Genomic DNA, 15,253 nt, shown 5'->3' with positions numbered 1-15,253 from the left:
GGGTATTTTTTTGTTTCTATAAGGCAGGCTATGTTTTATCCGATTGCACAGAAATTAATGTTCGCTTGTGACGCTGAATGGTCACATAACTTCGCGCTGGGTAGCTTAAAGCGTTTGGCGCATACACCATTGGCTGGTTTATGGCGGCAGCAGTTACCGTTAAAGCCGGTAACGGTGGCCGGGATCCGCTTTGATAATCCGCTGGGTTTAGCCGCCGGGCTGGATAAAAATGCCGAGTGTATTGATGCTTTCGGCCAAATGGGCTTTGGTTTTATCGAGGTGGGTACGGTAACACCCCGGCCACAAGTGGGGAATGACAAACCGCGTATTTTCCGCTTACCACAAGCGCAAGCCATTATTAACCGGATGGGCTTTAATAACAAAGGCGTAGATTACCTGGTCGAAAATGTGAAAAACGCCAGCTATAAAGGCGTGCTGGGTATTAATATCGGTAAAAACAAAGACACGCCGAACGAGCAGGGTAAAGATGACTATATCCACTGTATGCGTAAAGTGTACGCCCATGCCAGTTATATCACGGTAAATATCTCTTCACCCAATACGCCCGGGCTGCGCGATTTGCAATTTGGTGATGCACTGCTGGATTTACTGCAAAGCGTGAAGAATGAACAACTGGATTTACAGGCACAGCACGATAAATACGTGCCGGTGTTTGTAAAGATTGCTCCGGATATGGATCCGGTGGCGGTTAGTCAGGTAGCGGAAACCTTATTGAAAAGCAAAATGGATGGCGTGGTTGCCACCAACACCACGCTGGACAGAAGCTTAGTGCAGGGCCTGCGTTATGCTGATGAAGCCGGCGGTTTAAGCGGTTTGCCGGTGCGGGATAAAAGCACCGAAGTGCTGCGCCTGCTGCGCGCAGCGGTAGGGCCGCAACTGCCGATTATTGGCGTCGGCGGCATTAATGACGCGCAATCGGCACAGGAAAAACTCGCGGCCGGAGCCAATTTACTGCAGGTGTATACCGGCTTTATTTATCGCGGCCCGGAGCTGGTTAAACAGATCGTTACCAGCTTATAAGGATCAATAGCTGATCCTGCACAGTTAGAACAAAATAGTCTTTAACATATTGATCAGCTTAGTGTATTTCTGTAAATGTTTAATAAGTAATCGTATTTTAACCGGCAGGGAGTTACATGCTCAGGCCTTCAGAGCGTTGGTATTGGACCTATTGTCCGCAAAAAGACCGCTTGTTGCTGGATATCAGCGACCAGGCGCAATTTTGCTCGCCGTTTAGCGCCTCACAGTTAGTACAACAACCGCGACAGCAGGCTCTGACCATGGCTGATGCTGAAGCTTTTCAATTGATAGAAGACAGCCTGCAACAGTTAGATATGCCAGCTGCCGTGCGGTTAGAGCTATGCCTTACCGCACTGTGCGCGCCGTTTTTGCAGCAGCAAGCGCATAAAAGCTGGTATTTTCAGCAGGGCAGCAGCGCTGATACAGCGCAGTATGATGTAGTACTGCTGCGCGGGTTAAGCAGCCAGTATGCTTTAGTGCTGTCTGCTGACAGCGATTGCGTAAACTGTTTACTGCTGGGTGAGCTCAGTACCCTGGCCGGTAAACAGCTGCCACGTTTGCAGGTGATCCGTGTACTGCGCAATCGGGTCAGCCCGCTTAATATCGCTATTCCATACCGTCACAGCGCCTGATTTTCAGTTGCGTTATTTCCCTTAGCGGCAGATCCGACTACACTAGCGGCAATTTTTACTGTCGCGGAACCACTTATGCCTGCCTTAGCCGCTGTTTCAGCTGAACTTGAACCTTTTTTACAGCAATTGAGCAGTGCCATCACCGGCCAACAATTGCATAAACTGGTATTAAGTAAATACCAGGGCACTGAGCCGTTAAAACAGCTGCAAATTCGCCCGGTTATGCTAAAACAGCACTGGCAACTCAGCTTTACCTATAAATACCAAACCAACGATGTAACGCGTAATTTCAGTGCCGATGCGGCGCTTAGCGAAATTAAAACCTTGCTGGGCCACAGTTTTAGTGCGGCTAATTTGTTTACCGCTGAAACAGAAGTGCAGTTAAGTATCAGTAAAAAAGGTAAAGTGTTGTACCAACAAAAACGCCTGAGTCAGCAGCTGAATACTGCAGCAACAGAGCATAACCGCGAAAAGCTGCGTTATTTAACCCTGCAGCGGCCATTTTTGCGCGAGCTGGGGGTAACCGACGCACAGCAACAGCTGATCCCCGCCATGTCGCGCAAATGGAAGCAGATTAATAAGTTTATCGAGATATTCTCCGGTGCGGTACAGGACACCGGCCTGAGTACACGCACACGGTTGCATGTGGCGGATTTTGGCTCCGGTAAGGCTTATTTAACCTTTGCCGTGCATGATTACTTAACTAATAGCCTGGGATTGGACGCCAAAGTTACCGGCGTAGAGCTGCGGCAAAACCTGGTCGATCTATGTAACGGTACGGCCGCCAAACTGGGCCTGCAGGGTATTGCTTTTGAGCAGGGGGATGTTAAACACTTTAAAGCCCGCGGTATTAACGTGATGATAGCACTGCACGCCTGTGATACTGCCACCGACTATGCCATTCATATGGGCATAGCCACCGGTGCCGACATTATTATGTGCTCACCGTGCTGCCACAAACAGATCCGGCCGCAAATGCAATTACCACCGGTACTGGCGCCAATGTTGATCCATGGCATTCACCTGGGCCAGCAAGCTGAAATGGTTACCGATAGTTTACGGGCCTTGCTGTTGGAAGCGCACGGTTATGATACCAAGGTATTTGAATTTATCTCGCTGGAGCATACCAGCAAGAATAAGATGATCCTCGCTACCAAACGTAAACAACCGCGTGATAACAGTAAAATTCTGCAGCAAATTGCGCAGATTAAACAGTTCTACGGCATTAGTGAGCATTGTCTGGAAAGCCTGTTGCAGTAGGCCTAAAACCAGGTTTCTATTTGCTGCAACAGGTCGTACTGGTTATCTACCAGCCACAAGCTGCGCCATTTATCAAAGGTCAGGCACGGATGCGAGGTGCCAAGCAGCACTATATCGCCAATCTGTGGTGTCAGGGCAGGGCTGTATTGCCAGAATGCATGCTGATCCATCAGCTTAGTGGTATGGCAGTCCTGCAGCTTGTCACTGATTAAGCGGCCATCACGATAAATAGCCAACGCCTGCGGCAGTCCGGCATCGAAGGCGGCATCGCGTTTACCAAAGCCTAATACCGCCAGCCCGGGTTGTGGCAGTGATTGCACATAAACCGCCAGTTCCAACGCATTGTGTAAACTGTCGCCTGCTTTACACGCCAGGGCACTGCGCTGTTCAATTAACTGCTGTGCCTGTTGATAGATACCCTGATCATGGCTGATATAACAGCCGGGCCGCAGTACTATTTGCATGCTGGCCGGCAGGGTGGCTTTGTTTAGTTCAGCGGCAACAATATCGTACCAGGCCGAGCCGGCGCCGCTGATCAGTAAATTGCGGTGCTTGAGCAATTGCAAGCGCACTAAGGCTTTGCATAGCGCGGCGGCTTGTTGCACAAATTGCCGCACACTGTGTTCGGTATCGCTGGTTTTAATCACGCCTTCATAAAACTCTATACCGGCCAGTGCCAACGCCGGCAACCCGGCAATATGTTTTGCTAAGCTGACGGCCTGTTGGTTGCTGCGACAACCGCAACGCCCGTCAGGCACGCCCAGTTCAATCAGCACCGGCAACACCAACTGCTGTGCCCGGAAAAATGCCGCCAGCGCATCGGCATTATCGGCGTGATCAACACAGACATACAGCTCAACGCCGCTGGCTAATAAGCTCGCCACCACCGCCATATTGGCTTTACCCACGAGCTGATTCGCCATAATAAGCCGCCGGGCGCCGGCATCTGCGGCTACCTGGGCCTGGTAAGCGGTAGCCACAGTAATGCCCCAGGCGCCGGCGGCCAGTTGTTGCTGAAACAGCCAGGGCGTCATACTGGTTTTACCATGCGGTGCCAGCAATACGCCGCTGGCCTGTGCAAAGCGTTGCATCCAATGCAGGTTATGTTGTATCGCGCTGTGTTTAAGCACTGCCGCCGGTAAACAAATATCTTGCTGCAGCAGGTTCATGCCCGGTGAGAACGGCGAAGGTGATGCTGCTTTATGCTGTATTTTTTGGTACTTCATAACATCCCGCTGTTGTTTGTTAGTCTTAAATTATGCCTGTTAAACAGTAAATTGCTGTAATAAAGCTATTTTAATATTTACTTTTCCGACTTGCTGGTACAAAGTATCTTTATTGATAGCACAATTGTTACTTTAATAAAAGTTACTGAGTAACACCATAGCGTACTACGGGTAAAACATGATGAGTTACGAAATTGATGTGTTGTCGCGCATTTCCGAACGTTTTGTCGAGATGAGCGAGTCTGAGCAACGGGTGGCGCAGCTTATTCTGGACAATGTTAAAGCCGCAACCGAGATGAGTATTGCCAAACTGTCGGCCAGTGCAGGGGTAAGCCAGGCCACGGTTACCCGGTTTGCCCGCACCGTAGATTGCAAAGATGTGCGCCAGCTAAAGGTGAAATTGGCGCAGTCGTTGGCAGTAGGCCAGCGCTTTGTCGAAGAAACCCCGGACTTAGACGGTATCCAGGGCGTGTACGAAGCGATTAAAAACACCCTGGATTTAAGCCGTAAGCTGCTGGTAGAGGCTGATATTAAACTGGCAGTAAGCTACCTGCAAAATGCACGGATGATTTTTTGTATCGGTATGGGCGGTGGTTCTTCTATCGGCTCGCAGGAATTGCAATACCGCTTGTTCCGTTTTGGTATGCCGGTATGCAGTTACCAGGATGGCTTGTTAACCAGAATGGTCGCCGCTGCGGTGGAGCCACAGGATGTAATGGTCGCCATTTCGTTAACCGGTAATACCGGTGAAATCATAGATTCTGCTGCCATCGCCAGACAATACGGCGCCAAAGTTATTGCCATTACCAAACCCGGCTCAGCACTGGCAGCTAACGCCGATATTGTGCTGGGCTTACAGGCGCCGGAAACCGATTTTATCTACAAGCCGTCTGCTTCACGCTACGCCATGCTGGCGATTATTGATGTGCTGGCGACAGAGGTAGCCAAGTTAAACAAACGCAAATCCCGCGATAAGTTACGCCGCGTTAAATTATCGCTCGACAGCCATCGCGGTGGCGATGATCGTCAGCCATTAGGAGATTAACCACAGCATGAGCATAAAACGTTATGGCATTGATGAAAGTACCGGTACCGGCGGCCAACGCTTACCCTTTGCCAAAGCGGTAGAAGCGGGGGGCTGGTTATATGTGTCGGGCCAAACGCCGATGCGTAACGGCGAAGTCGTGGAAGGCGGTATTGTGGAACAGTCAGAGCTGGCACTGCAAAACTGCATTGATATTATGCAATTGGCCGGTTACAGCCTGCAGGATGTGGTGCATGTTAAAGTGTACCTGACCGATGCGCGTTATTTCAGCAGTTTTAACCGCGTATTTCGTGACGTGTTCGCCGGTGCACCGCCGGCGCGTATTTGCGCGGTGGCCGATTTGGTGGTGGATTGTAAGGTTGAGGTTGATTTAACCTGCTATCGCGCTGACCGGGCCTGATATGAACGGCGGCCATTTCCTGCTCGGCTTTGGCGTGTATTTGCTATTGCTGTTGGCAATCAGTTATCTGGTTTCACGACACCAGCGCAGCAGTGAGGATTTTTTACTGGCCGGGCGCAATGTTTCTGCCAGGTTAACCTTTGGCAGTACAGTGGCAACGATGATTGGCACCGGCACCAGCATGGGCGCAGTAGGCTTTGCCTATAACCATGGCTGGAGCGGCATGCTGTATGGCATCGGCGGTGCTGTGGGCATTTTGCTGCTGGCCTGGTTATTTGCGCCCCTGCGCCGGTTGCGGTTTATCACCATGAGTGAAGAGCTCAGCTACTACGTTGGCGCTAATCAATGGGTAAAGCAGGGCAGTGCCATACTGATTTTCCTGGCGTCGCTGGGTTGGCTTGGCGCCCATATTATCGGCGGTGCGCTGTATTTATCCTGGGCGACCGGTATTGAGCTGTTTTACGCCAAGTTGATCATCGGCGTGGCTTATACCCTTTATGTGATGATTGGCGGCTATCGGGCGGTACTGTGGACCGACAGCCTGATGGCGCTGCTGCTGTTCAGCGGCTTCTTGCTGATGAGCTATGCTGCGGTGCAGGCGATTGGCGGCCCGGCGCATGTCAGCGCTGCGTTGGCTGCTGCCAAACATAGCGGGCTGATCAGCGATATTGGCATGCTGCCTGCACTGTCATTGTCTGTGGCCGTGGCAGTGGGCGTACTGGCCACGCCTTCCTTTCGCCAGCGCATTTATGCAGCGCGCAATGTCGGCACAGTACGGCGGTCTTTTATTTACTCCGGTGTGTTGTATCTGGCGTTTGCGGCCTTGCCGGCGTTGATTGGTATTGCTGCCAGAGTATTAGCGCCTGAGCTTAGTAACCATCAATTTGCCTTTACTACTGTAGCGGTGCTGTTACTGCCTGCGCTGTTGACCTTGCTGGTATTGCTGGCCGGATTATCCGCTACGTTGTCGTCTGCCAGCTCAGATGCGATAGCGGCGGTAGCAATAGTAATGCAGGATCTGTATCCGCGTCTGACCGGCTCTGCGCCCGCTCCGGCACGGGCCATTTTTTGCTCAAGGCTGGCTGTGTTACTGGTATCGGTGCTGGCACTGCTACTGGCCTTGTTAACCGACGACTTAATTCGTTATATCACCGGTATGATCGCCACATTACTGGCCGGCATCTTTGTCTGTGCTGTATTGGGACGCTTTTGGCTGCGTTTTACCTGGCAAGGTGCCCTGGCCGCGCTGGCGGGCGCCATTATTACCTCTTTAGTCTTGTTAAATCACCCCGGCTGGCTGGCGTATTGGGGGAACCCTTGTATTCCGGCGGTCGCGGTGGCCTTGTTGGCGGCAGTCAGCGTGAGCTGGTTAACGCCGCCTGTCGCTATCAGCCGGCAACAGGCGTTGGCGCAAATTAATGCTGCCCGTGATAACACCGTTACGGCACCGCCGTTAGCTGAGCGCTCATCATCCCGCGCTGAAACAACCTGACAGAGGAACTATGCGTATTTTTACCGCCTCCCTGGCCACTGAAACCAATACGTTTTCACCAATGTACACTGACGTACACAGCTTTTATCAGAGCTTTTATGCGCCGCCCGGCCAGCATCCGGCCACACCCACCTTGTGCAGTGCGCCCTTAATTGCCTGTCGCGAGTTTGCCGCTATGGACGCCTCATTGCAGGTTATTGAAGGCAGTTGCGCCTGGGCCGAGCCAGGCGGTTTGTTAAACCGGCACTCTTACGAGCTGCTGCGCGATGAAATATTACAACAGTTGCAACAAGCCATGCCGGTGCAGGCGGTAGTACTGGGGTTGCACGGCGCTATGGTGGCGCAGGGCTATGACGATTGCGAGGGCGATTTACTAAGCCGGGTACGGGCTATTACCGGGCCCGGGGTGATTATCGGCGCCACCCTGGATCCGCACAGTCACTTAACGCCACAGCGGCTGGCGGCCAGCGACCTGTTAATTGCGTTTAAAGAGTTTCCGCATCTGGATTTTATGCAGCGCGCGCGTGAGCTGGTGCAGCTGGCGCTGCTGGCGGTGCGCGGCGAAATAAAACCGGTAATGAGCAGCTTCGATTGCCGGATGATTGATGTGCTGCCAACCAGCCATGAGCCGATGAAGTCCTTTATCAGTAAGATCCGTCAATTGGAGCAACAAGGTGCTGCACTGTCTATTTCGGTGATCCATGGCTTTATGGCGGGTGATGTATCTGATATGGGCACCAGGCTGCTGGTGATCACCGACAACAAGCCGGCTGAAGGCGCAGCATTGGCGCAGGCGCTGGGTATGGAGCTGTTTTCATTTCGCGGTAAAACCCTGCCGCAGTTCAATGATATTAATACCGCGCTGGATTTAGCGCAGCAGGTGGCGGGCACTGTGGTACTGGCTGATGTTTGGGATAATCCGGGCGGCGGTGTGGCAGGCGATGGCACCTTGATTTTACACAGCATTATTGCACGCAAGCTGACCGGCGTAGCAGTAGGTACTCTGTGGGATCCTATGGCGGTTAAACTGTGTTTTGCCGCTGGTGAAGGCGCGGTTATTGCGCTGCGTTTTGGTGGTAAAAGCGGGGCAACAGCCGGGGCGCCGATAGATAAAACGGTAACGGTGCGCTGCCTGGTCGCCGGTGCCGTACAACAATTTGCCGACAGCAGTGTGCCGATGGGAGATTGTGCGCTAATTGAATTTGACGGTATTGAAGTGATTTTAAACAGCAACCGCTGCCAGTCATTTGACCCCAGCCTGTTTCGTGCCTTGGGTATAGCGCCACAGCAGCGTAAACTGCTGCTGGTTAAATCAACCAATCATTTTTATCAGGGCTTTGCGCCACTGGCGGCAAAGGTTATTTATGTCGATGCCGGGGCGCCATACCCCAGCGATCCGACACGCAATAAATACACTAAGCTGCGCCGGCCATTGTGGCCAATTACGCCGCAGCCGTTTGATTAAGCGCCACTATTGCAGCAGGATCCGCTCGATACAGCCGCATTGCTGCACCGTAACATACAGCACAGTGTCATCATGGCTGACGATCAGATTGGTCGGCAGGGCATGGTTTAGCCGGTATTCGGTCAACAGGGTGCCGTCGGCGGTTAATTTGGCGATGCTGCCTTTGCCATAGCGGGCCACATAGAGGTTGCCTTTGCTGTCAAAGCGCATGCCGTCCAAACCATAATCGCTGAAACGGGCGACTAACTGCTTATCACTCAGGCTAAAGTCGTGGTTGATACGAAAACGCCAGATCTTACGTTGCACGCTTTCATTCACATACAAATACTGCTGATCCGGGCTGACAGCTATACCGTTGCTGGTGCCCATAGCAGTATCCAGCAAGTGGCTGCTGCCGTCAGTGTCAATACGCCACAGCTGGCCACTGTTGTCCGCCCAATTTGGATCACTGGCAAAGATAACGCCGTTTTGCATAATGGCCAGATCGTTTGGTTGGTGCATAGTCTTATTGTGCGCATGCACGCTGAGTTGGCCGCGCTGGTAACGCAAAATATTATGTCCGGTGTAATCGGCGATAAACATAGTACCGGCACTATCGAACACTATGCCGTTGCCGGTGCTGCCCGCCGGTAAAGTTAAATACAAAGCAGCGTGACCGTCAGGCGTGACCTTACCGACAGTGCCGTCGTGGCCGAAATTAACCGCGTACAGATTCCCGTTGTTATCCAGCGCCGGGCCTTCTGCGGCGGCGCTGAAGGTGCCAGGAGCGACCCAAACATCACTGTGTGGCGCATGCGCCAGCAGTTGTTGCACAGGCCGGTGCAGCGCTATTACCATTTCCTGTTGTATAGTGCCGGCGCGGGCTAATTGCTGCGTTATGGCTAAGCGCTCTGCGCCGCCAGGCGGTTGTTGCCGGCGGATACTGTCGAGCAAGATGCCGGCAGAGCGGCTTAATTGCTGTACTTGCGCCGCTATGGCGGCCAACGCAGTGTCGCCGGAGCTAAAGGCTGTCGCAGCCTGTTGCCACTGCAATAACTGCGCGGTTATGCGCTCATACGCGGCTTGGTCTTTTTGTTGCAGCCATTGCCGGATATCCTGCTCCAAACGGCGCAGCGCAGGCTGCTCAGCCGGTAAATAATCCACCGGCTGATTAAGTGGTGCGCCACTATGGTACAAGCCGGCGGCTGACTTTTCATGCAAGCGGTGGTAGTAATGCGCCGGCTCTAATGTTTGCGCCAGGCTGCTGAGCGCTGCCAGCCGGTCGCGGCCGGCCAGCGTGCTAAAGCCATGCTGTTGCTGCGATGTCAGCAGTAAATTCGCGTTGATTTCGCTCAGGCTGCTGATCTTTGCCAAACGCCGATACAGGCTGTCTTCATCGCGCACGCCAGCTGATGACCACAGCCGCTCGGCTACCGCAAAGCCATTGGGCCAGAGGCGGATATCAATATTATCCGGCGTTACCAGCTCGCCCCAAAGTGCAATTTCGCCGCCGATAATGCGCGCTTTGCTGCTCTCGTCTAAGGTTTGCGCTTGCCATGTTATCGGCAGGGCGGTAGTAGCCGGTTGTGCCACTGCGATGGCAGTACCACGGACAGCATAAGCGGCATTGCCGACCGTCAGGCTGCCGGCTAAAGTGCCGGTGGAATCCGGGCCGGCGGGAACTGTGGTACCGCCTAAGCTTAGTTCCGCAAACAGCGGTCCCATCCAGCTATCCAGGCTAAAACTGAGCCGGTTAGCATTTAGTTTAAGCTGCTGCACTAGTTGCGGCTGGCGACCATTAAATTGCAGCACAGCGCTGATCGCATCATCGTTGTGATACAGCAGGAACAAGCGGCCTGTTATCGCTGCGCCGCGCTTACGGGCAAAACTAAACTGCCAGGCCGACCAGCTGTGCAATTGGTCCGTGTCCGGCAGTTGCTGCGCCGCCGGCAGCGGATCGTTACGGTAGTGGTAAGCGGCAAACTGCGGTTGATCCAAATAATAACCGGTCGATAAAATGGCCTGATGTCCGGCTGTGGCAGCTACAGCCAGCGATTCAGTGCCGCGCCACGACTGCACCAGCACCGAAGGGGGCAGCTTATCATCCAGCACTTCATCCCAGCCAATCATCTGCCTGCCAAGTTGCTGCACAATTTGTTGCAGCCTGGCATTAAAGTATGCCTGCAAAGCGGGCGCATCCGCCAGTTGCTGTTGCTGCATAAAATCAACAATATGTGGCGTTGCCAGCCAGTGATCCGGCAATACTTCGTCACCACCGATATGCAGGTAGCGATCGGGAAACACTGCGACAACTTCGGCCAGTAAGCTGGCTAAAAAGTCATATACTTGCTCATTTGTCGGATCTAATACGGCTTGATGCACTCCCCAGTGTGTTTCCGGCCGGTTGGCGCCAGGCACCGCCATTAATGCCGGATAGGCGGCGCCGAGTGCGGCAGTATGGCCCGGCAGATCGATCTCCGGCACGATACGGATGCCGCGTTGTGCTGCGTAGTGCACCAGTTCAAGCAACTGCTGTTGGCTGTAATAACCCTCCACGCCGCCGACTTGCTGCAGCTTAGGGTAGTTAAGCGATTCAAAACGCCAGCCCTGGTCGTCGGTTAAATGCAAATGCAGTACATTTAATTTTACCGCCGCCATAATATCCAACTGGCGTTTTAAGGTTTCAATCGGCAAAAAACGTCTGGCCGGATCTAATAACAGGCCGCGCCAGCTAAAACGCGGCGCATCTGTGATCTGCACTGCCGCTATGCTGCTACCGCTGCTATCCGTTTGTACCAGTTGCAGTAAGGTTTCCAGGCCGCGCACTATGCCAATATATGAGTCTGCGCTTAAGCGTATTTGCTGCTTGTTTACGGTTAAGCGGTATTGCTCGGCCATATCTGCGTGCGGTAGCTCAGGCTGCGGCAGCTCAGACTCAGCACTGCCGTTAAGCTGTATTACCAGCGCCGGTGCTGCACCGGTAATAAAAGTCAGCCCGGTTTGCCGGCTTAAGCGCTGTAAAAAGCGTGCCACGGCGGCAGATAACATAGCGTTATTTGCCGGTGTACTCACGCTGAAGTTTGCCACGCTGAAGTCCGCCGTCAGATTAAACCGGCCCGGTTGTTGCGTTACTCCGGCAGGATAGGGCAGCAGTGGCAGCTCTGCCGCCGTGATAGTTGCCGCGCTGAGCAGCAACATAAAAGCATAAAATAAACGCATAACAGCGTACTTGTGTTGTTACTTGGTAACATATTAATAAGCAATAACCGTTAGCTTGTCTAGAATTAGATGCTATATGAAGTTGTTTTTTCCACAAATAATGTTTACTTTTTAATCGTCATGGTACAAAGTAACATTTGATGCTGGGGTATTTGGTAGTAATGCCGGCTTCACCAGGAAGAGCAAGATAAGTATATTGGCCAGGTTTGCAGATGCGCTGACAACAGGGCTGAACGGATTAAAACAAGAACAGAAGAGACTACATCATGTCTGAACTACTCAGCGATAGCTATAACAGCGGTATTAAACGGGCCAGACTCAGCCTGGCTATTTCAGCGGCATTACTGGGGCTGGCTCCGCTGGCGGTACTGGCGCAAACTTCGCCGGAAAATGACAGCGATGTCATTGTGCAAAATAACGACGCGCCGGTCGAGGTTATTGAGGTAAAAGGCTTTCGTGGCAGCCTTAACAGTGCACAGAACCTGAAGCGCTATGCCGATACGGTAAAAGATCTTATTACTGCCTCAGATATAGGCGCACTGCCGGACAAATCGGTTACCGAAGCGCTGCAACGGGTGCCTGGTGTCACTATTGAACGCTTTGCCTCTTCTGATGATCCCAAGCATTATGCTGATGAAGGCACCGGAGTGTTGGTGCGTGGTTTGGATCGGGTGCGCTCAGAAGTTAACGGCCGCGGCGCCTTCAGTGCTAACCCCTGGGGTGGCCTGAGTTATGAAGATTTCCCGGCAGAATTGCTCGGCGCAGTAGAAGTGGTGAAAAACCAAACGGCAGATTTAATCTCCGGAGGTATTGCCGGTACGGTTAATTTGATCACGCGTAAACCTTTTGATTCCGACAAGCGTTTGCTGTCTTTTAATGCCAAAGCGAATTACGGCGATTTTCGCGAGGAAGTTACGCCATCTTTTTCTGCGCTGTACTCAGACAGTTGGCAAACCAATGCCGGTAAATTTGGTTTCCTGATTTCTGCTTCACAATCTGAATATAAATCACGTGGTGATGGCATTGGCTTAGGTAATTTCCATTCCCGCGGTGATGCCTTTGTGCCCACCCTTGATCAATGGGGCGGTATTACCGGCGTTGATCCCGATTCACCTGTCGACGGCCCGGCATTGCCCGGCCAGCCTGCCGGCAGTGTTTGGCATGTGCCGGTAGCCATACATATGAGCACCGCCGACAATGATCGTAAGCGCACCGGTTTTACTACCTCGTTGCAGTGGGCCAATAGCGATAACACTATAGTGGCTACTTTAGAACATATTAATTCTAAAGCCTCGTTAGAGTGGAACGAGCGGCAAATCGGTCAGGCGGCGCAAGGTTTCAGAAGCTTTATGGGCTCGTCACAAAACTGGCTGGATGATGCTGCCAATGGCTATCCGTTAACAACGGAAAACGGCTTTGTTACCTCGGGTGTTGCGCTGGGGGTAAGCCCTGAAACGCCGTTTTTCTATCGCAGTCGCTGGAACTACAATGAAAATACCGTTGAAGACACCTCATTTAACCTGAAGGTAAAACCAACAGATCGCCTGGCATTGAGTTTTGATTATCAGCGGATAGACTCTGAAAAGGTGGTACATAACTACAGTATGTCAGGCCAAACCCGCGGTAATCATGTACATGTTGTATCGCCGTACTTCCTTGATATGCGTGGCTCCAGGCCAACGGTTGAGTTTTTAAGCGATAACATCTTAACTCCGGGTTGGTCTCCTAATGAGGATTGGAACGGACCTGTGCCTAATCTGTTTCTGGGCAGTGGTATGGAGCAGGAAGAACATAATACAGCCAAAGCAGACAGTTTTAAACTCGATGCCAGTTATGAATTTGATGGTGCTTTTACCAGCATTAAAGCCGGTTTTTATTTTACGGATAAAGACTTAACGGTGCGCGATACTGCCTATGAAGGCTGGTCTGCCATTGGTACCCCCTGGGATATGAATGACCGTAATGCCGCCGCCGCAGTTAACCGGCCTGAGCTGTTTGAGCGGGTAGACTTCTCAGATTACTATAACGGCAATGTGCTGATCGGCAATGTGAATAACTTTTTATTCCCCAAAATGGACCTGGTGAGAAACTATGCCGATTCATTACGTCAGGGCTGCCGGGATGGTTGGCATAACGCTACGCTTAGCGCGGCTAATAATGGCGTTTGCAGCGGCACCTATGTGCCTTATGCTGATAAACCTAACCGGGTTGACGGGCCATTTGCAGCACATAACATCAGCTCATCGAATGAAAAGCGCACCGAGTTTTATCTGCGCGGTGACTTTGAAATTGATGCTTTGGATATGCCGGTAAAAGGTAATATCGGTTTGCGCTATGTGAGTTACGAGCTGGAGTCTACCGGTGCCTTTGTGCAGCCCTTAGCCAGTAAACGTGGAGAGCCCGGCAGTTCTTTGAACAATGTGATGCAGCAAGCTGAGTACCGGCGCTATTACGACCTCGCTTCCGGCGAATCGCAGTTAAGCACAGTGAAAGGCACTGATTACGACACGGTATTGCCGAGTTTAAACCTGAACTTCGGCGTTGCCGAAGATGTGGTAGTGCGCTTTGGTGCTTCTAAAGGTTTGTATTACCCCAGCCTGGTAGATGCGCGAAATATCAGCCTGCTGGATTTAGACTACACCCGTCGTTTGCAAACCCCGGGCCAGGACCAGGATGAAATCAACAACCCGGTGGTCGCGTTGGATGATATCGAAGTAACGGCGCTGGCCGGCAACCCTTATCTGGAGCCGGAAGAGTCGGTTAACCTGGATTTAACCGCTGAATGGTATTTCGCGCCGGCCGGTTTTTTAAATGTAGGTATCTTCCATAAAAAGTTGGATAACATTATCCGCAACCGGCAATTTGATCTTGATATTGCCTACAACGGCGAAATTTACGACGTCTCTGCCTATGGTCCGGCCAACACCGGCTCGGGCACTATTCGTGGCGTTGAATTTTCCTACTCGCAATTTTATGACATGTTGCCCGGTGCCTGGAGCGGTTTAGGCTTGCAGTTTAACTACACCTATATCGACCAAAGCGGCCTGGAAGACCCTAACAACGTTGCAGAAGGTACTTTAGGCTTTGATGAAAATGGCAACCGCATCGCAGATAACCGTAATACCTTCCGCGTATTCAGTGGTTTGCCGCTGCAAGGCTATTCCGATCAGAATATGAACATCGTGGGTATGTACGAATACAACGCTATTTCATTCCGGCTGGCTTATACCTGGCGATCTGAATACCTGTTAACTTTGCGCGAATCAGAGGAATACGTTCCTGCGTTTGCTAAAGCGTCAGGCATGCTGGATGCCAGCTTGTACTACAGCATTAACGATAATTGGAAAATCGGTATTGAAGGCAGCAACTTACTGAATACTGAAACCAAAACGCAGTATCAAATGAACCAGGCAGGCGTGAGGACGGATGCACTGAGCTTTACCACCGATCGTCGTTATGCGCTGAGTGTTCGCGCAATTTTCTGATCACTTGAG

General features: G+C 52.0%; 10 protein-coding genes. 8 read left to right on the top strand and 2 right to left on the bottom strand.

Annotated features, from left to right (window positions below):
- Window positions 1-30: 30 nt before the first annotated feature.
- The 3 genes from pyrD to ACTZWV_RS08770 all read left to right on the top strand — a co-directional run bounded on the left by pyrD (window position 31) and on the right by ACTZWV_RS08770 (window position 2,933).
- Entirely contained in the window at window positions 31-1,041 is a 1,011-nt protein-coding gene (pyrD, locus tag ACTZWV_RS08780; RefSeq protein ID WP_444786181.1) for a quinone-dependent dihydroorotate dehydrogenase, read from the top strand.
- A 116-nt stretch (window positions 1,042-1,157) separates the two neighbouring features.
- Window positions 1,158-1,673 carry a cell division protein ZapC domain-containing protein gene (locus tag ACTZWV_RS08775; protein WP_444786180.1) on the top strand — a complete coding sequence of 172 codons (516 nt, stop codon included), beginning with the start codon at window positions 1,158-1,160 and terminating at the stop codon, window positions 1,671-1,673.
- 75 nt (window positions 1,674-1,748) lie between these two features.
- Complete coding sequence (locus tag ACTZWV_RS08770) at window positions 1,749-2,933, top strand: class I SAM-dependent methyltransferase (protein ID WP_444786179.1); 1,185 nt, start codon at window positions 1,749-1,751, stop codon at window positions 2,931-2,933.
- Window positions 2,934-2,935: 2 nt separating this feature from the next.
- Here the strand turns inward: ACTZWV_RS08770 and ACTZWV_RS08765 are convergent, their stop codons facing one another.
- Complete coding sequence (locus ACTZWV_RS08765) at window positions 2,936-4,159, bottom strand: amino acid deaminase (protein ID WP_444786178.1); 1,224 nt, start codon at window positions 4,157-4,159, stop codon at window positions 2,936-2,938.
- Window positions 4,160-4,337: 178 nt separating this feature from the next.
- Between ACTZWV_RS08765 and ACTZWV_RS08760 the strand changes: the two genes are divergently transcribed.
- Genes ACTZWV_RS08760 through ACTZWV_RS08745 form a run of 4 tightly spaced genes read left to right on the top strand, consistent with a single transcriptional unit; the run spans window position 4,338 to window position 8,561 of the window.
- A complete protein-coding gene (locus ACTZWV_RS08760; protein WP_305550686.1) occupies window positions 4,338-5,204 on the top strand; it encodes a MurR/RpiR family transcriptional regulator in 867 nt (288 codons plus the stop codon).
- Window positions 5,205-5,211: 7 nt separating this feature from the next.
- Window positions 5,212-5,604 (top strand): RidA family protein, encoded by a 393-nt coding sequence (locus ACTZWV_RS08755; RefSeq protein WP_444786177.1) that lies wholly within the window; start codon window positions 5,212-5,214, stop codon window positions 5,602-5,604.
- Window position 5,605: 1 nt separating this feature from the next.
- Complete coding sequence (locus ACTZWV_RS08750) at window positions 5,606-7,096, top strand: sodium:solute symporter family protein (RefSeq protein WP_444786176.1); 1,491 nt, start codon at window positions 5,606-5,608, stop codon at window positions 7,094-7,096.
- Window positions 7,097-7,106: 10 nt separating this feature from the next.
- The gene (locus ACTZWV_RS08745) at window positions 7,107-8,561 is read left to right on the top strand and encodes a M81 family metallopeptidase (protein ID WP_444786175.1); all 1,455 of its coding nucleotides are present in this window, start codon (window positions 7,107-7,109) and stop codon (window positions 8,559-8,561) included.
- A gap of 6 nt (window positions 8,562-8,567) precedes the next feature.
- On the opposite strand, the gene ACTZWV_RS08740 is transcribed toward ACTZWV_RS08745, so the two are convergent.
- Window positions 8,568-11,759 carry a family 20 glycosylhydrolase gene (locus ACTZWV_RS08740; protein ID WP_444786174.1) on the bottom strand — a complete coding sequence of 1,064 codons (3,192 nt, stop codon included), beginning with the start codon at window positions 11,757-11,759 and terminating at the stop codon, window positions 8,568-8,570.
- A gap of 266 nt (window positions 11,760-12,025) precedes the next feature.
- Between ACTZWV_RS08740 and ACTZWV_RS08735 the strand changes: the two genes are divergently transcribed.
- Entirely contained in the window at window positions 12,026-15,244 is a 3,219-nt protein-coding gene (locus ACTZWV_RS08735) for a TonB-dependent receptor (RefSeq protein WP_444786173.1), read from the top strand.
- Window positions 15,245-15,253: the final 9 nt, after the last annotated feature.

Source organism: Rheinheimera sp. NSM, assembly GCF_052380015.1.
GTDB lineage: Bacteria > Pseudomonadota > Gammaproteobacteria > Enterobacterales > Alteromonadaceae > Alishewanella.
Note: the sequence above shows the minus strand (reverse complement) of the source record. Positions and strands in the feature narration are given on the sequence as shown.